We start from the raw sequence: 15,360 nt of genomic DNA, 5'->3' as shown, positions 1-15,360 counted from the left end.
GATGACCGAGCGGGCGAGCTGACCGAGCGGGCCCGCCGGGCGTTCCTCGCCTCATCGGGGCGGCCGTAGCGGCGCGGTGGGCAGACCGGCGTGTTCCCGTAGGCCGCGCAGGAAGTCCTCAAGGGCCTCCTGGGCGCTGTACCGGGGAGTCCAGCCCAGTTCCTGCCGGGCCCGGGCGGTGTCCATCAGGGGCAGCCGCAGTACGGCGTCGAAGAGGTGCGGTGAGGTCGGTAGCAGGCGCAGATGCCAGGCAGCCGACAGCAGCGCACGCGGCGGTCCGGCCGGCAGCCGCACGACGCGGGCTCCCAGGAGGTCGCCCAGCAGCGCGGCGTCGACCACCGGCCCGGCGGCCAGGTTGAACGCTCCGGAGACCGGCCGCAGTACGGCCAGCCGGTAGGCGTCGGCGACGTCGTCGGCGTGCAGCACCTGGAACCGCAGACCGGGCAGGTCGGGCACGACGGGGAAGAGCCGCTTGGCGGCCAGGGCGCGCGGCGGTGTGAAGCCCGCGAACAGTCTGCTCTGCGCGCAGGCCGCGGCCCGCTGAAAAATGAAGCCCGGCCGCAGCCGTACGACCCGGACCCCGGGATGCGCGGACGCGAAGCCGTCGAGGAAACGCTCCAGATAGGCCTTCTCGCGGCAGTAGGCGGCATCGGGCCAGCCGTGCGTGGGCCAGGACTCGTCGACCTGCCGGTCCCTCGGGCCGGGCGAGTAGGCGCCGACCGACGAGGCGTACACCAGCGCTCCGACACCGGCCGCGGCCGCCGCCTGGAAGACCCGGATGCTGCCCAGTACGTTGTTCCGCCAGGTGCTGACCGGGTCGCGGGTGGGCTGGAACCGCCAGGCGAGGTGGATCACCGCATCGGCGCCGGCGAAGTGCCCGGTCAGGTCGTCGTCGGTGACGTCCACGGCGGCCCACGTCGTCTTCGCGGGGGACCACTGCGGCCTGCGCCGCGCCAGCCCCAGCACCGACTCGACGGCGGGCTCGGCGCCGAGCGCCCGTACGACGCTCGTGCCCACGTTGCCGGTCGCACCGACCACCACGACGCGCAGCCCCGCGGCATCCCTGGGAGAGTCGGCAGCCATCGGTTCCTCCTACGGGGTTTCTTCCTCGCCCGCGTGGCCCGCGCCGGCCACCGGATCCATCGTCCTTCCGGAAATCTGCAGGCGCTCCTCGGCGGTGGCCGGCATGTCGACCCGGTCGCGGTAGTACCAGGCGCTCAGCGCGGCGCGCAGCCGCTGCCGTCGCGGTGCCCGCTCGCCCGGATGCTCCAGCGGCGCGGGAACGTCCCGCACCAGCAGGCGGTACCGCTGCTCGGTGCCGAGCGGACGGTGGCTCTCACCGATCCCGCCGTAGACGTTCTGGCTGATCCGACCGGTCTCCTCGCCCTCCTCCAGCAGCTCACGGTCATGGGCCTGCAGGGCCAGGCAGAAGCGTTTGGTGATCAGGAACGCGAGGATCGGGCCGACGATCACCGCGATGCGGAAGATCCAGGTCAGCGCCTCGACCGACACCTCGAAGACCGCGGCGACCACGTCGTTGCCGCCGGCCACCAGCAACACGGCGTAGAAGACGATCGCGGCGACCCCCAGGCCCGTACGGGTGGGGCGGTCGCGCGGCCGGTCACAGAGGTGATGCTCCATCAGGTCACCCGTGACCCACTTCTCGAAGTACGGGTACAGGTAGAGCACGAGGAAGAGCACACCGGGCAGCACCACCGCCGGGAGGAAGACGTTCCACATGATGGTGTGCCCCGCCACATTGGTCTCCCACGGGGGCATCAGCCGCAACGCCCCTTCGAGGAAGCCCACGTACCAGTCCGGCTGGGCATCGGTGGACGCCTGGTCCGCCACGTAAGGGCCGTAGTCCCACACCGGGTTGATCTGGGCGACCGCCCCCAGCCAGGCCACCACCCCGGAAACCATCAGGAACAGACCGGTCGACTTGGCGGTGAACTGCGGGAACATCGGCTGCCCGACGGCGTTCCGGTTGGTCTTCCCCCGGGCCGACCACTGAGTGTGTTTCAGATAGACGACCATCACCAGATGCGCACCGAGCAGGGCGATCAGGAGCCCGGGCACGAACAGCACATGCACGGTGTACAACCGGGAGATCAGGATGTGGCCGGGGAACGACCCGCCCCACAGGAAATAGCTCAGATACGTCCCGACGACGGGAATGGACAGCACGATGCTGTTGGCGGTGCGCAGCCCCGTCCCGGACAGCAGGTCGTCGGGGAGGGAATAGCCGGCGAATCCCTCCAGCAGGGCGAGCAGGAAGAGCGTCACGCCGATCATCCAGTTGAATTCACGGGGACGGCGGAAGGCCCCGGTGAAGAACACCCGCAGCATGTGGACGCCCAGCGCGGCCACGAAGACCAGGGCCGCCCAGTGGTGCATCTGCCGGATCAGCAGCCCGCCCCGGACATCGAAACTGATGTCCAGGGTCGACGCATAGGCGTCCGTCACCACGAGCCCGTCCAGCGGGTGGAACGCACCGTGGTACGTGCTCTGGCTCATGCTGGGTTCGAAATACAGCGTCAGATAGCTCCCGGTCAGCACCAGCACCACGAGGCTGTACAGCGCGATTTCGCCCAGGAGGAACGACCAGTGGTCCGGGAAGGCCTTGCGCAGCAGCTCCTTCGCCAGTTCCGAGACCGGCGCCCGGCGGTCCAGCGCGCTGTAGCCGGTGACGGCCGCCTCGCGGGTCTGCGCCGCAAGCCGGGCCTTCCGCTTCTGGAACAGCATGCTCCACTCCCTCTTCGCCCCTAGGGTGCCTCCCTGGGCCCGGCGCCGCACCGACGAGCACGGACCCGGGTACCCGTCCCGCGCGGAGCCAACCGGGCCCGGGCCGACGGCCGCCACCGGCGCGCCCCGGCGTACGGGCTCAGTCGGCCGTCCGGTCGGGGACCATGTGCGCCAGCGCCTCGCGCGAGGCGGCGCGGGCCTTCCGCAGCCTCCAGCAGCCGAAGGAGGCGAACGCCGCGGCGCCCGAGGCGTAGCCGAGCCCCACGACGGTGGCGGCCCGCTGAGGCGGCGGCCAGTGGCGTTCCGCCGCGCGCAGCACGGCCTCATGAGCCGACAGCAGGGCCAGCAAGGCACAGACACCACCGGCGGTCAGGGCCAGGGAGCCCAGGCCCGTCTCGCGGGCCGTTTCGGTCAGTTCGTACCTCGCCCGATCGAGCTCCGCCCGGACCAGGGTCGCCACCTCCTCGGACAACCGTCCCGCAGCCTCGGAGAACCTGCCCGCCGGGTCCGGCTGATCGGACACACCACCGTGTTGGTCCGGATGCTGCTCGGTCATCACACGAGCCCTTTCTCGACGCACACCACGAGCGCACCGCCTAGCCGTAACACCGCCACGGCACGGCCAAACGGGCCGGGCGCCGCCGCCACCCGCCTGGCGCGTCGCTTTCCGGCACATGGCCGCCGTCCGGGCACCGGTCACTGACCGGGCTTGTTCCGCGGCGCGAGAAGAACACCGAGGGCCACCATGCCGAAACCGAGCAGCAGATGGAGCCAGTTGTCCGGACCGTTCAGCGTCAGGAAGTTCCAGGGCGTGGCCCGGTGGATGGCCAGGCCGTACACCCACAGCGCCAGGTAGACGAATCCGCCGCCGACCAGATACGGCTTCGCGTACCGGGGCGCCCGCCGGCCGACGGCCAGACCGAGCAGCCCGAAGACCACATGGACGAGGTTGTGCAGCATGGAAACGGCGAACAGCCCGAACAGGCTGCCGGCGCCGTGCGGATCGGCGAAGGACATCTGGTCGTAGTGCGTCGTGACGCCCGGGACAAAGCCCAGCACCCCCACCAACAGGAAGAGCGCACCCACCAGAGTGGCCGCCCGGGCCGGCGCACGCGGGGCCGGCCGCTGCCGGCCTTCGGGGGAGGACTCCCCGTCGCGGGGTGGCTCTTGGGTCGGCATGGGTCGTCCCTCCGCCGGTCATGACTCTCGGGCCGCCCGGTCAAGAGCGCCGGGTACGGCCCCGCCGGGTGAAGAAGTCCCGTACGCCGTCCAGCAGGCCGAGGCCGGGGCTCACCGCGCGGGTGGCCAGGGCGGAGTCCGGTGCGTTGGGCCGGGGGTGGGTCGGGGCGCTGTTCCTCGCCCGCCGGACCTTCTCGCCGAGTTCCCGCCGGGTGTCCGCGGGGCAGGTGGCCTGCAGCCGGGGGAAGAGCCGTTGTTCCTCGTCGAGGATGTGGCTGGTCACCCGGGTCGACAGGGCCAGGACCAGGGCGGTGAAGTCCTCGTCCTGGGGCTCCCGCCGCTCCAGGTCGTGCAGCAGCTCCTCGATGCGCCCGTGGTCGGACAGCTCCTTCTCGGCCCACCGCCGCCCGTGAGCCACATGGTCCCGTACGGCCGGGTACAGGTGCTCCTTCTCCGCGACGGAGTGCCGGACCAGGGCCGCGGACACCTGCTCGACGAGGGCCTTGCGGGCGGCACTTCCCGGTTCGGCGGCGCGGATGCGGTCGAACAGCCGCTGTACCGCGCGGTGATCGGCGGTGAGTTCCTCGATGACGTCCGGGGCAGTTCCCATCGGTCAGCGTTCCTTCGCGTAGGTGTGGGGAGGCTTCACCGGCGGCGCGGCCATGACACCGGCGTGGCGCAGGGAAAGGTCGGCCACCAGGTCCCACTTGGTGTCGATCAGCGCGGCGGCCGCCCGCTCCTCGGCGATGTGCTGCTCCAACAGCCGCGCGGTCTGTTCGTCACCGTTGCGCACCGCGAGGTGGTGCAGCATCTCGTACCCCGCGAGCAGCAGATGGATGAGGGTGTAGGCGTCGCGGGCGTGCTTTCCGGCATGGTCGCGCCGGGTCCGGGCGAGCAGCGCATAGCCGGTCCCGACGAGCCGCAGGGTCAGGTCCTTCACGGTCGACGGCTGTTCGTCGTACGCGTGCAGCCGGCTCCCGAGTGCGGTGATGTGCCGGCGGGTCACCTCACGGTGGGCCACCAGCGGTTTCCTGAGTTCCGGTGCGTGGGTCGAGGCGATGAGGGAACCCAGGGCGGTGTCGATCAGCCGCTCCAGGGAGCGGGTTTCCTTGAGGTGACGCAGGTACTGGTCCTCTGCCGTTTTCTCGCTCATCGGCGCACCGTCCTCGGCTGGTCTCTCACATCATTTCCATCTTGATGTAGCGCACCGCGTCGGGCGCGCTGAAGGCGAGGGCGGTCAGCGCGGCGGCGGCCAGGACGCCGACGGTGATGCGCACCGCGATCGCGGGAATGAAGATGCCGTTCTTCATGGCGTGTTCTCCCTATGGGTGACGGGATTCCTGTGGGTGACGGGATTCCTGGGGGGAAGCGGTCCGCTGCACAGGCTGCCGAGGAGATCCGCCAGCAGCTCCACGGCCTCCTCCACCGCCTGCCCGTTCCGGGACGGGGAAGGCTCACAGGTCAGGACGAAGAGCCGGGGGAGTGGCGTCTGCCGGGCGCGGGCCAGGCGCTCGGCGGCGGCCAGCCGGCGGAACGGCCCGGCCGACTCCGCCGCGCCGGCAGTCCCGTCGGCCGCCGCGGCGCCGCCGTACTCGATGAGGTCCAGGGTGCCGGCCGGCCTGCCGAGCGACGCCGTGCCCACCACGACCGCCGATCCGTAGCCGGCCAGGAGGCGGTGCGTCAGATCGGCGCCACGGATCCCGAAGTCGACGAGGTGCACCTCGTCGGGCAGCGGGAGCTCGCCCAGGGCGGCCAGGAGCGCGGAGCCGAAGGCGTCGTCGGCGGCGAAGGAGTCGCCGGTGGCGGCGACGAGGACGCGCGAACCGCCCGCGGACCCGCCGACCGGTTCGACCTCCTCCGGTGCGAAGAAGAAACGGTGCCCCAGCCCGGTGGGAAAATCCCGGCCCTCGTCGTCCACCAGGGTGACGACGAGATGTGTCTGCCCCTCGGAGTCCTCCTCGACGGCGTCGACCTCGGCCAGCCGGCCGGCCAGGGCCAGGTCGAAGATGTCGCTGCGGCGGCCGGGGCGCAACCGCACCCGGCTCCCCGGCCGCAGGGACCCCGGCCGTCCGGCGGGGCGGGACGTGGTCATGCGTCTTCCTTGATCGTCCGGCGGCTCCGGATCGTGCCGCGCAGGGCGAGCAGGTCCTCGGGGGACAGCGCGGCGCAGCGATCGAGGATCTCCCGGGCCCGGGGATCGGTGGCGCGGGCCTCCCGCTGTTCCGCGGGCGTCAGGCTCAGCACGTTGAGGATGAGGAGGTGGTCGATCTCGCCGCCGTCGAAGAGGTCGCCGGGGCTCTCCGGCGCGACCGCGGGAAAATCGGAGAGGGTGACGGGCGACGAGAGGACCGTGGGGGACCGGTGGGGGTCGCGGTCCGCTTCGGGCGCGTCGCCGATCAGTACCGGCCAGGTGCCCTCGTTGCGGCAGCCGCCCGCCGCCTCCACCAGTTCTGCCGGCGGGTCGGCGAGGGAGACGAAGCTGCCGTCGTGGGCGGTGAGCACGGTGTGGGTGGAGACGAACGCATACGGGGCGAGCTTGTCGCGGCCCTCCCGCGGCTCACCGGTGTGCGGGGGACACGGGGTGGTGTTGGTGAAGGTCACCGCCAGACGGACGGTGTCCTGCGGCCCGTTGCCCGGCACCGGCTGCCCGTCGACCTCCACGGTGCCGTGCAGCCGCTTCCAACGGCGTACGAGCATGCCGACGGCCCGCCCGTGCTCGTCGCGCAGCGGCTCCTCGTGCACGCCGTCCGGCAGGTCGACGACGTCGAGGGTGCGCCCGTGGGAAGGCGACCAGGCGGGCAGCACCCATTCGCGTTCCGCGGCCTCGTGCCAGGTGAGGTGGGTCTCGCCGGCGACGGTGAGGGTGTCGACCGGCCGGTGCTCCCCGTCGTCGCGGCGGTAGACCTGCCGCTCGACGACCTGTAGGAACCGCAGGCGGATCGTGACGGAGGTGCCGGGGGCGGTCTCCAGGAGGGTCTCGGTGCGCGTCCGGGCCGGCTCGCCGAGGGCTTCCGCCTCGCCCTTCGGGTAGACGCCGCCGAACGTCCAGCGCTTGGTGTTCTTGAGCGCCGACCGCCGGTAGGGCCACAGCAGGTAGCCCTCGTACAGGCAGGTGCGCGCGATCTTCTCGACCGAGGCTAGGGGGTCCATGTCGCTTCCGTGGTCTGTGCGGGCCGGGGCAGGGCGGTGTCCAGGAGGGCGCTGACGGCCTGCTCGGCGTCGGTCAGGCCGTGTGACGTCTGGTAGGCGCTGAGCCTGTCGTGGGTCCCGGGCGACAGGCGCAGCCAGGAAGTGGCGCCGTAGTAGCGGCTGTTGAGGTCGTGCCAGAGTTCCGCGGGCAGCCGGCAGGCGGCCTCCTTGTCCCAGGGGATCTGAGCGGTGGCCAGCCGCCCGCCGGGGTCCGTGTGGAAGACGGTGCCGCGGAAGAGGAGGTCCAGGGGGACCTCGCCGTCGCGCACGGCACGCAGATAGGTGACGACGGCGAGGCCGGCGTCGCCGCCGCACGGGATCGCGAGGTCGATCTCGGTCCGCTCGTCGAAGGGCGGCACCACGGACGTGACCTGCGCCCAGGACAACGGCTGCATGCTCGTGGCCCATTGGTCGGGCTGCCCGAACAGCTGGGCCAGGGCCAGGGTTTCCGCGGGCGTGTAGCTCCGGCGCGCGGCATCGATCCGGACGGTGGTGGACAGCGTGAGGGACCGGATCGGGCCACCGCCGGTGCGGGCGACGGCCAGCGTGAGGACGAGGGTGGGCACCGCGGCGTGCGGCAGGGCGCTCACTCCGGTCACCGCGAACGACAGGTCGGGCAGCCCACGGTGCGCCTCCGCCACGCTCACCGCGCGCACGCCGCTCACTCCGGTGCTGCCGGTCATGCCGGTGACAGGTTGGGCATGCCGGGCAGGATGGGGTTCTTGGTCTTCGGATGGACCCCGGTGGACCGGCGCGAGGTCGACCTGCCGTAGGGGAGGTGACCGGGCTGCCGCTTGTAGTGGCCCTCGTGGTTGCCCCGGCGCACTCCGGGGACGTGGGCGGTGAAGTCCGGTCGTACCTGTCGCTTTCCGACGGTGATGTCAGCCATGGCTCTCCTCGGGTCCTGTTAGGCGTCCGGATCGACGGGGGTGAGGTGGTCGAAGAACTGCCGTACGTGCTGCCACACCTCGTCCCCGCCGGCCAGTCCGCTCCAGTGGGTGCGCAGCAGGGCGGCGAGCCGGTAGCAGTCGTCCAGCGGCACGATCCAGTGCTCCTGACTGCCGCCGGCCCGGTTGACCAGCAGCGCCTCGGTACGCGGAACGAGGGTGGCGAGGGCCGGCCGGCCGGCCTCGATGCCGGCCCACACCCCGCGGTCCACGGGGGCGCGGACCACGCCCATCGGGCCGGGATAGCCGGCGGTGATCTCGTCGTCGGGCGGGCCGCCGCGCAGGAAGAACGCGAGCCCGACCGGCACCCGCAGGGCGGCCCACTGCCGCGCATCGAGCCGCATGCCGTCCAGCCGCCGCCTGCGTTCGGAAATCAGCAGGTAGGGTCGGCGGCCGCCGCTGTGCCGGTCGGTGTCGAAGAGCAGCGCGCACGCCCGGCAGGTACACAGCAGGGTGTCCGCCGTGGTGTCCAGCAGATGACGGTGTTCCGCCGGAACGGGCTCCGCGCACAGCTCGCACCGGTCGTCGTCGTCCCGCGGCTCCGGCAACGGGCGGCGGGCCAGGTCCCGCAACGCCGAGGCGGTGCAGACCACGGTGCTCATGAGCGCGCCCCGCCGGTCCGGGCACCGCCGCGCGACAGCGCCTCCACGGGGATCAGCGGGGGCTCGACGGCCGCCGCGGCCGCCTCCTCGATCTCCACCCGCTCGATCTCCGGCGCGGCCCAGGCCACCGCCTCCTGCACCGCGGTACGCAGCGTCTCCCCGGAGGACCCGCAGCCCCGGGCCCGTACCCGGACCCTGGCCAACGCCCCTTCCACCGCGACGAGTTCGGCTTCGCCCAGGGCGCGCAGGCCGGCGAGGGCCGTGCGGATGCGGCCCTCGGCAGGTTCCGGGTGCAGCCCGTGCACGAGCAGCAGATGACCGACGAGTTCGTCGTCCGCGACGGCCCGGGCGGTGTCCGCGCCGGCCAGCGCCATGACCCGGGCCAGGCATTCCCCGTAGAGCGCGACGAGTGCCTGGGCGGCCTCGGTCGCCCGGTCCCGCGCGGCGGGGTCGTCCAGCGCGGAGAGCGAGGTCAGCAGCGTCTCGGTGCGGACCACGTGGTCCCGTGCCTGCCGGTCGTCCCAGGTCATGACACTCCTCACGCCCGGTGGCCGAAGGTCGGGGAGTGACTCTGCGTCAGGGTCCGGCCGTCTCCGAGGTACATGTGGACGCCGCAGGGCAGACAGGGGTCGAAGCTGCGGACCGTCCGCATGATGTCGATGCCCTTGAAGTCCTCCCGCCCGTTCTCCTCGAAGATCTGCAGTCCCTGCACCGCGTCCTCGTACGGGCCGGGGGTGCCGTAGGAGTCGCGGGGGCTGGCGTTCCACGGGGTCGGCGGGTACGGGTGGTAGTTGGCGATCTTCTTGTCCCGGATCACCAGGTGGTGCGAGAGCACGCCCCGTACGGCCTCGTGGAAACCGACCCCGATGGCCTCCTTGGGGACGTTGAAGTCCTCGAAGACCTTGGTGCGGCCGGCCCGGACCTCGTCCAGGGCCCGCTCGACGAAGTACAGCGCCATCCCGGCGGCGTAGGCCACGAAGTACATCCGGGCCCGGTCGCGCTCGATGGTGTTGGGGAACGGCGGAGGCGTCCATTCCAGCCTGACCTCCGGGCTGTTGGGCGTCTGCGGGAGGTCGATCTCCACGCTGTGGCCGGTGGAGCGCACGTAGGGCGTACGGACCTTGCCGGCGAGCGCCGTGGCCCACAGACGGGCGATCGGTCCGCCGCCGGTGTCGAGCGCCAGGTGGTCACCGGTTCGTTTGTCGAACCAACGAGGGCTCATCACCCAGCTGTAGTTGCCGCCGTCGAGGTCCCGCTTCTGCGGCTTCGGAACGGTGGTCTGGTTCCACGGATGGCGCTGGTCGACGGGGTTGCCGAGCGGGTCCCGGTCGACGTACGTCTCCTCGCCCGTCCAGTCCTGATAGTAGGAGCTGCCGAGCAGGATGCGCATGCCGAGGTTGATGTCGACGAGGTCGGTGGTGACCAGTTCGTTGTCCACGACGATGCCGGGGGTCACGAACATCGCGTTCCCCCAGGTGTTCATGGTCCGGTAGTCGTAGTCGACCACCTCGGGGTCCTGGAAGCAGCCCCAGCAGGCCAGCATCGTGCGGCGGCGGCCCACCTCCTCGTAGCCGGGCAGCGCCTCGTACCAGAAGTCGAAGACGTCGTCGTTCATGGCCACCGCGCGTTTGACGAAGTCCAGGCAGCGGGTCAGCCGCACCAGGTAGTCGGTGAAGACCTGCGGGGTGGCGACGGTGCCCACACCGCCCGGGTACAGCGTCGAGGGGTGGACGTGCCGGCCCTCCATCAGGCAGCACATCTCCCGGGTCAGCCGGCTCATCTGGAGCGCCTCTTTGTACGTCTGACCCTCGAAGGGGTTGAAGGCGCGCATGATGTCGGCGATGGTCTTGTGGCCGTGGACGTCGGCGTGCGGGGCCGGGGTGCGTTCGGCCCGCTCCAGGACACCGGGGTTGGTCTCCTTCACCATGCGTTCGCAGAAGTCGACGAACACCATGTTGTCCTGGAAAATCGTGTGGTCGAACATGAACTCGGCGGCTTCGCCCAGGTTGATGATCCAGTCCGCCAGCGGGGGCGGTTTGACGCCGTAGGCCATCTGCTGGGCGTAGAGCGAGCAGGTGGCGTGGTTGTCGCCGCAGATGCCGCAGATCCGGCTGGTGATGAAATGCGCGTCGCGCGGATCCTTGCCCTTCATGAACACGCTGTAGCCACGGAAGAGCGAGGAAGTGCTCCGGCATTCCACGACTTTCCGTGCCGCGAAGTCGATTTTGGTGTAGATGCCGAGGTTTCCGATGATGCGGGTAATGGGGTCGAAGGCGACCTCGGTGAGTTCGCGTCGCTCCGCATCGCTGTTCTGAACGGTCGCCACGGGGTTTCCTCTCGCGGATGGCGTGGTGGGCGGGGTGGGCTTGGGGCCGTGGTGGCTTGGGGGTTCGGGGGGTGTGCTGGGCGTCGTGGTTATCGTGCGCGTGCGGGGCGTGGGGGCCGTGCGAGGCGTGCCGGGTGTGTTGCGCGTGGGGGCGTGCGGGATCTATTTACGTCCGGTCCAGTGCGGGTCGTAACCGCTGGTCAGCGCATCCTCGTTATGGCGCCACTTGGGCTCTTTGTTGGCGGTGATATTGGTGAGGGAACGCAGGGTGCGGATGAACGGCCCGTACACGCCCATCAGGGCGGAGGACACCGTGCCACCGGGCGGCTCGTCCATGAACGGCATGAATTTGTCCGGGAACCCCGGCATCGTGCAGCCGATGCAGATGCCGCCCACGTTGGGACAGCCGCCCACCCCGTCCATCCAGCCGCGTTTGGTGACGTTGCAGTTGACCACTGGGCCCCAACAACCCACCTTCACCTGGCACTTGGGTGAGTTGTAGTCCTTCGCGAAATCCCCCTGCTCGTAATACGAGCCCCGGTCGCACCCCTCGTGCACGGTCTTGCCGAACAGCCAGGTGGGCCGGAGCTGTTCGTCCAGCGGAATGGGCGGAGCCAGCCCGGCGGCCTGGTGCAGGACCCACAGCAGGGTCTCCATGAAATTGTCCGGCTGAACGGGGCAACCCGGGACGTTCACAATGGGCAGGCCGCCGGCCGACCGGAAATCCCATCCCAGATAGTCGGCCAGCCCCATGCACCCGGTCGGGTTACCCGCCATCGCATGGATGCCGCCGTACGTGGCACAGGTGCCGATGGCCACGACCGCCCACGCCTTGGGGGCCAACCGGTCGATCCACTCGTTCACCGTGATGGGCTCGCCCGTCTCCGGATCGTTGCCCATGGCCGACCAATAGCCGTCACCGTTGATGTTCTCGTTGGGAATGGAGCCTTCGACGACAAAGATGAACGGTCCGAGCTCATCGCGGGCCGCCTGGTGAAAGGCCGCCATGAAATCGTCGCCGGTCTCGTAGGCCAGCACCTTGTTGTGCAGATGCACCTTCGGCAGCCCCGGAATCGCGCCGAGAACCACGTCCTCCAGGCTGGGCAGCGTCGCCGCGGTGACCGAAACCGTGTCCCCGTCGCAGCTCATGCCCTCCGAGGTCCACAAGATGTGCACCTCGTCCAGACCCGGCGTCATCGGTTCAAAGCCCATGGTTCGTCCCTTCGGCTGCCACCGGGGCCGACCGGCGGACTCCCAGAACCTCAACACCACCAAATCTCACATAGCTCTGAGATCGCCACAAATGGGGCGGGGTGTGGGAGTGGGGGGTGGGGGTGGCAATGGCGGCGGGGGCCGGGGTGAAGGGGGGGTGAAGGGGAGGGGCGAAGGGGGCTATCGAGGGGTGGGAATCCTTGGGGGGTGACCCCTGGGGGTCGACCCTTGGGGGCCAGCCCGTGAGCCGGCCCCCAAAGGCATTGGTTCAATTCAGGGACGTCGAGCGGAGTTCCGCGATGACTTCCGCGCCCGACGGTGCGTTCTCCGGGTCCACCAGCCACTGCAGCATCAGACCGCCCAGCAGGGCGAGCGGTACCGAGCCGCCCAGCCCCTCCCGCGCCATGCGCTGCCCCTCGGCGAGGTGCGCCCGTACCTCCGGTGACCGCTCGGCCTGCACCGCGGCCTCCAACTGGGCGACCCATAGCGCCCGGTGTGTGGTGAAACTGTCGATCAGTGCTTGCCAGCGCTGTTCCGGCGTCCCTTCGGGTGCGCGACTCGCGAGCTCGTCACCGAGCTCGTCCACGGCCTCCACGAGCGCCTGGGTGAGCAGCGCGTCTCGGGAGCCGAAGTGGTAGCCGATGGCGGCATGGCTGACTCCGGCCGCTGCCGCGATGTCCCGGACCGTGGTCCGGGCCCAGCCCCGTTCGATCAGGCACTGCTTGGCGCCGGCGAGGAGGTCCTCTCGATTTCCCATGTCCGCAGCGTATCTGGGGGTTGTCCGCTTGGTTCAGCCGAACGGTTCAGCCGCTTGGTTCAGCTGATCGGTTCAGCTGTTTGGCTTGTCCGAGGGGCAGCCGACTGATCCAAGCGTGCCCCGGTGGTGCACGAGCTGCCGTCCGCTGCCACTTGCCATTAGACCGCATGGTTTATCCAAATGGTTTGTCCATATGGTCAAACCCTGGCTATGGTCAGTCCCATGACTCACGCAACGGTTCTGATCTCGGGTGCGAGCGTGGCCGGACCCGCCCTCGCCTACTTCCTTCGTCGCGACGGGTACGACGTCACCGTGGTCGAACGCGCCCCGGACCTCCGGGACAGCGGATACGCGGTCGACTTCCGCGGCGCCGCGTTCGACGTGCTCGACGACCTGGGCATCCTCGCCGAGGTGCGCGGCCACGAGACCAAGATGCGCGGCACGGCCCTGGTGGACGAGACCGGCACCGAAACCGGGATGCTGCCGGCCGAAGCCTTCGCCGGCGAACTAGAGGTACCCAAGCGGGAGTTGACCCGGATCCTGCACCGGATCACCGCGCACGACGTGGAGTACGTCTTCAACGACTCGATCAGCGCCCTCACCGAGCACGACTCCGGCGTCGCCGTCGAGTTCGAGCGCGGCGCGCCCCGTACCTTCGACCTCGTCATAGGGGCGGACGGGGTCTACTCGAAGGTCCGGCGGCTCGCGTTCGGCCCGCACGGCGACGTGGTTCGGCACCTCGGCCTCTCCGGCGCCGGCTTCAGCACCGCGAACCACCTCGGCCTCGACCACAGCGGTGTGCTGCAGCACGCACCGGACACGGCGATCTACGCGTTCAGCGCGGGCGACGCGGACCGGCTGACGGTCAGCCTCTCGTTCGCCACCCCGACGCCCGCGCTGGACCGGTGCGACCGGGAAGAGCAGGAACGGGCGTTGCGCACCGCATTCGCGGGACGTGGCTGGGAAGCTCCACGACTGCTGGACGCCATGACCGAGGCCGACGACTTCTACTTCTCCTCGGCCTGCCAGGTCCACCTGGACCGCTGGTCGCACGGCCGGGTCGCCCTGCTCGGCGACGCGGGCTACTGCGCCGCGCCCACCAGCGGCATGGGCACCTCCCAGGCCCTGATCGGCCCGAGGACACTGGCCCGACACCTGGCCGCCGCGAACGGCGACCACCCGGCCGCCTTCGCCGCGTACGAGGCGGAACTGCGGCCGTACGTGACGCAAAACCAGGCGACGGGCGTGAAAGGAGCGGCGATGTTCGGGGGCGGGGGCGAGGGCGGGGGCCGGTGATTGGTGGCGGGTGGGTGCGGGCGGGTGGGGGCGGGTGGCCGTTGGCCGCGCTGGTCGGTGGCCGGTGGCCGGTAGCCGGTGGTCGTCCAGTCGGTGGGTGATCGGTGGCCGATCGGTGGGCGATGGAGGGGGAAGCGGAAATGTGAGCTGAGCGTTCCGAGTCACTTCCCGGGGGCTTCGCCGCGCGGGACGGCGAAGCTCGTGAGGGCGGCGGTCCCCGGCGCGAGGTCCGCCCAGGCGCCCGACAGAGCCAGAACCGCAACCCCCGCCGTCGGGAACTTCGCACGCACCCGAGCCAACGCTTCCCCGCCCACGTCCCCCTCACCCTCTACCGCTCCCTCTACCGCTCCCCCTGCCTCTTCCTCTTCCGCTTCCGCCAGCGACAGCACTACGTCCTGGACACCCGGCTGATGTCCAATCAGCAGCACCGTCCGCCACTGCTCCGGAACCTCGCGCAGTACATCGAGCAGCTCGGCAGCGCTCGCTCCGTACACCCGCGGCTCGAAGACCACCTCCGGTCGGCCGCCGAGCTCCGGTGCCACCAGGTCCCAGGTCTCGCGGGTGCGGCGGGCCGTAGAGCACAGCACGAGGTCGGGTACGCACCCGTCCGCGAGCAGCCGGCGCCCTGCCGCCGGTGCATCCCTGCGGCCGCGCTTGGCCAGTGGGCGCTCGTGATCGGGCACCTCCGGCGGCCAGGCGGACTTGGCATGGCGCAAAACCACCAGCCGGGCGGGAAAGGGCGACGTCATGGCTCCATTCTCCTCCGGGGCGCCGGTAGGCGCGGGCCTTGCATTCCGGTCCCGGTTCACGCTCATGCTGACTGCTGACTGCTGACTGCTGACTGCTGACTGCTGACTGCTGACTGCTGACTGCTGGCTGCTCGGTACTCGGGGCTCGTGCTGACGGCGATACGTGGGCCAGCGGCCGCCCGACGACTAAGTACGAGTCCCCACCCCCATCACCCCACCTGAGTAGCCACCCCCTGGCAACCGCGCTCCCCAGCCACGTTCACTCATCCCATGACCGACCACGCAACTGCTCCGCCGCCTCAGCCTGCTCCCACCACATACGCGACCACATACGCGCCAGAGCCCGTTGCCCATCCCC

At 70.6% G+C, this 15,360-nt stretch carries 18 protein-coding genes; 1 reads left to right on the top strand and 17 read right to left on the bottom strand.

Annotation, left to right across the window (positions count from 1 at the left end):
* Nucleotides 1-51 precede the first annotated feature (51 nt).
* The 16 genes from AB0E02_RS10010 to AB0E02_RS09935 all read right to left on the bottom strand — a co-directional run bounded on the left by AB0E02_RS10010 (nucleotide 52) and on the right by AB0E02_RS09935 (nucleotide 12,957).
* A complete protein-coding gene (locus tag AB0E02_RS10010) occupies nucleotides 52-1,083 on the bottom strand; it encodes an NAD-dependent epimerase/dehydratase family protein (RefSeq protein ID WP_362137510.1) in 1,032 nt (343 codons plus the stop codon).
* 9 nt (nucleotides 1,084-1,092) lie between these two features.
* A complete protein-coding gene (locus AB0E02_RS10005) occupies nucleotides 1,093-2,745 on the bottom strand; it encodes a cytochrome bc complex cytochrome b subunit (protein ID WP_362137509.1) in 1,653 nt (550 codons plus the stop codon).
* A 139-nt stretch (nucleotides 2,746-2,884) separates the two neighbouring features.
* Nucleotides 2,885-3,301 carry a phage holin family protein gene (locus tag AB0E02_RS10000; RefSeq protein WP_362137508.1) on the bottom strand — a complete coding sequence of 139 codons (417 nt, stop codon included), beginning with the start codon at nucleotides 3,299-3,301 and terminating at the stop codon, nucleotides 2,885-2,887.
* A 140-nt stretch (nucleotides 3,302-3,441) separates the two neighbouring features.
* Nucleotides 3,442-3,924 (bottom strand): DUF4383 domain-containing protein, encoded by a 483-nt coding sequence (locus AB0E02_RS09995; RefSeq protein ID WP_362137507.1) that lies wholly within the window; start codon nucleotides 3,922-3,924, stop codon nucleotides 3,442-3,444.
* Nucleotides 3,925-3,964: 40 nt separating this feature from the next.
* Entirely contained in the window at nucleotides 3,965-4,534 is a 570-nt protein-coding gene (locus AB0E02_RS09990) for a hemerythrin domain-containing protein (RefSeq protein ID WP_362137506.1), read from the bottom strand.
* A gap of 3 nt (nucleotides 4,535-4,537) precedes the next feature.
* The gene (locus AB0E02_RS09985) at nucleotides 4,538-5,077 is read right to left on the bottom strand and encodes a DUF892 family protein (RefSeq protein ID WP_362137505.1); all 540 of its coding nucleotides are present in this window, start codon (nucleotides 5,075-5,077) and stop codon (nucleotides 4,538-4,540) included.
* A 25-nt stretch (nucleotides 5,078-5,102) separates the two neighbouring features.
* Nucleotides 5,103-5,234, bottom strand: coding sequence for a hypothetical protein (locus AB0E02_RS09980; RefSeq protein WP_362137504.1), 132 nt, complete (start codon nucleotides 5,232-5,234; stop codon nucleotides 5,103-5,105).
* Complete coding sequence (locus AB0E02_RS09975; RefSeq protein ID WP_362137503.1) at nucleotides 5,231-6,016, bottom strand: hypothetical protein; 786 nt, start codon at nucleotides 6,014-6,016, stop codon at nucleotides 5,231-5,233. Before AB0E02_RS09975 ends, AB0E02_RS09980 begins: the two co-directional genes overlap by 4 nt.
* Nucleotides 6,013-7,074 carry a hypothetical protein gene (locus AB0E02_RS09970; RefSeq protein WP_362137502.1) on the bottom strand — a complete coding sequence of 354 codons (1,062 nt, stop codon included), beginning with the start codon at nucleotides 7,072-7,074 and terminating at the stop codon, nucleotides 6,013-6,015. Before AB0E02_RS09970 ends, AB0E02_RS09975 begins: the two co-directional genes overlap by 4 nt.
* Nucleotides 7,062-7,796 (bottom strand): DUF6084 family protein, encoded by a 735-nt coding sequence (locus AB0E02_RS09965; protein ID WP_362137501.1) that lies wholly within the window; start codon nucleotides 7,794-7,796, stop codon nucleotides 7,062-7,064. The genes AB0E02_RS09970 and AB0E02_RS09965 overlap by 13 nt, the downstream gene beginning before the upstream one ends.
* Nucleotides 7,793-8,002 (bottom strand): hypothetical protein, encoded by a 210-nt coding sequence (locus AB0E02_RS09960; protein WP_030801082.1) that lies wholly within the window; start codon nucleotides 8,000-8,002, stop codon nucleotides 7,793-7,795. Before AB0E02_RS09960 ends, AB0E02_RS09965 begins: the two co-directional genes overlap by 4 nt.
* An 18-nt stretch (nucleotides 8,003-8,020) precedes the next feature.
* The gene (locus tag AB0E02_RS09955) at nucleotides 8,021-8,662 is read right to left on the bottom strand and encodes a DUF5947 family protein (RefSeq protein ID WP_362137500.1); all 642 of its coding nucleotides are present in this window, start codon (nucleotides 8,660-8,662) and stop codon (nucleotides 8,021-8,023) included.
* Entirely contained in the window at nucleotides 8,659-9,192 is a 534-nt protein-coding gene (locus tag AB0E02_RS09950) for a NifU family protein (protein WP_362137499.1), read from the bottom strand. Before AB0E02_RS09950 ends, AB0E02_RS09955 begins: the two co-directional genes overlap by 4 nt.
* 8 nt (nucleotides 9,193-9,200) lie before the next feature.
* Nucleotides 9,201-10,988: a nickel-dependent hydrogenase large subunit gene (locus AB0E02_RS09945; RefSeq protein WP_362137498.1), complete on the bottom strand. Its 1,788-nt coding sequence runs from the start codon at nucleotides 10,986-10,988 to the stop codon at nucleotides 9,201-9,203.
* A 162-nt stretch (nucleotides 10,989-11,150) separates the two neighbouring features.
* A complete protein-coding gene (locus AB0E02_RS09940) occupies nucleotides 11,151-12,200 on the bottom strand; it encodes a hydrogenase expression protein HypE (RefSeq protein ID WP_030417211.1) in 1,050 nt (349 codons plus the stop codon).
* A 268-nt stretch (nucleotides 12,201-12,468) separates the two neighbouring features.
* Nucleotides 12,469-12,957 carry a helix-turn-helix domain-containing protein gene (locus AB0E02_RS09935; protein WP_362137497.1) on the bottom strand — a complete coding sequence of 163 codons (489 nt, stop codon included), beginning with the start codon at nucleotides 12,955-12,957 and terminating at the stop codon, nucleotides 12,469-12,471.
* A gap of 222 nt (nucleotides 12,958-13,179) precedes the next feature.
* Between AB0E02_RS09935 and AB0E02_RS09930 the strand changes: the two genes are divergently transcribed.
* On the top strand, nucleotides 13,180-14,253 hold the full coding sequence (locus tag AB0E02_RS09930) for an FAD-dependent monooxygenase (RefSeq protein ID WP_362137496.1): 1,074 nt from the start codon (nucleotides 13,180-13,182) through the stop codon (nucleotides 14,251-14,253).
* Nucleotides 14,254-14,414: 161 nt separating this feature from the next.
* Here the strand turns inward: AB0E02_RS09930 and AB0E02_RS09925 are convergent, their stop codons facing one another.
* The gene (locus AB0E02_RS09925; protein ID WP_362137495.1) at nucleotides 14,415-15,002 is read right to left on the bottom strand and encodes a histidine phosphatase family protein; all 588 of its coding nucleotides are present in this window, start codon (nucleotides 15,000-15,002) and stop codon (nucleotides 14,415-14,417) included.
* Nucleotides 15,003-15,360: the final 358 nt, after the last annotated feature.

Origin of the sequence: Streptomyces sp. NPDC048196 (genome assembly GCF_040652715.1) — a bacterium.
GTDB classification, from domain to species: Bacteria; Actinomycetota; Actinomycetes; order Streptomycetales; family Streptomycetaceae; genus Streptomyces; species Streptomyces siderophoricus.
This window is presented reverse-complemented; position numbering and strand designations above follow the sequence as displayed.

What these genes read in the sequence shown, in the direction of transcription:
- AB0E02_RS09975 (WP_362137503.1), bottom strand. Translation starts at nt 6,016, where the DNA reads ATGACCACGTCCCGCCCCGCCGGACGGCCGGGGTCCCTGCGGCCGGGG.
- AB0E02_RS10000 (WP_362137508.1), bottom strand. Translation starts at nt 3,301, where the DNA reads ATGACCGAGCAGCATCCGGACCAACACGGTGGTGTGTCCGATCAGCCG.
- AB0E02_RS09950 (WP_362137499.1), bottom strand. Translation starts at nt 9,192, where the DNA reads ATGACCTGGGACGACCGGCAGGCACGGGACCACGTGGTCCGCACCGAG.
- AB0E02_RS10010 (WP_362137510.1), bottom strand. Translation starts at nt 1,083, where the DNA reads ATGGCTGCCGACTCTCCCAGGGATGCCGCGGGGCTGCGCGTCGTGGTG.
- AB0E02_RS09980 (WP_362137504.1), bottom strand. Translation starts at nt 5,234, where the DNA reads ATGAAGAACGGCATCTTCATTCCCGCGATCGCGGTGCGCATCACCGTC.
- AB0E02_RS10005 (WP_362137509.1), bottom strand. Translation starts at nt 2,745, where the DNA reads ATGCTGTTCCAGAAGCGGAAGGCCCGGCTTGCGGCGCAGACCCGCGAG.
- AB0E02_RS09965 (WP_362137501.1), bottom strand. Translation starts at nt 7,796, where the DNA reads ATGACCGGCAGCACCGGAGTGAGCGGCGTGCGCGCGGTGAGCGTGGCG.
- AB0E02_RS09985 (WP_362137505.1), bottom strand. Translation starts at nt 5,077, where the DNA reads ATGAGCGAGAAAACGGCAGAGGACCAGTACCTGCGTCACCTCAAGGAA.
- AB0E02_RS09960 (WP_030801082.1), bottom strand. Translation starts at nt 8,002, where the DNA reads ATGGCTGACATCACCGTCGGAAAGCGACAGGTACGACCGGACTTCACC.
- AB0E02_RS09990 (WP_362137506.1), bottom strand. Translation starts at nt 4,534, where the DNA reads ATGGGAACTGCCCCGGACGTCATCGAGGAACTCACCGCCGATCACCGC.
- AB0E02_RS09995 (WP_362137507.1), bottom strand. Translation starts at nt 3,924, where the DNA reads ATGCCGACCCAAGAGCCACCCCGCGACGGGGAGTCCTCCCCCGAAGGC.
- AB0E02_RS09955 (WP_362137500.1), bottom strand. Translation starts at nt 8,662, where the DNA reads ATGAGCACCGTGGTCTGCACCGCCTCGGCGTTGCGGGACCTGGCCCGC.
- AB0E02_RS09930 (WP_362137496.1), top strand. Translation starts at nt 13,180, where the DNA reads ATGACTCACGCAACGGTTCTGATCTCGGGTGCGAGCGTGGCCGGACCC.
- AB0E02_RS09970 (WP_362137502.1), bottom strand. Translation starts at nt 7,074, where the DNA reads ATGGACCCCCTAGCCTCGGTCGAGAAGATCGCGCGCACCTGCCTGTAC.
- AB0E02_RS09940 (WP_030417211.1), bottom strand. Translation starts at nt 12,200, where the DNA reads ATGGGCTTTGAACCGATGACGCCGGGTCTGGACGAGGTGCACATCTTG.
- AB0E02_RS09935 (WP_362137497.1), bottom strand. Translation starts at nt 12,957, where the DNA reads ATGGGAAATCGAGAGGACCTCCTCGCCGGCGCCAAGCAGTGCCTGATC.
- AB0E02_RS09925 (WP_362137495.1), bottom strand. Translation starts at nt 15,002, where the DNA reads ATGACGTCGCCCTTTCCCGCCCGGCTGGTGGTTTTGCGCCATGCCAAG.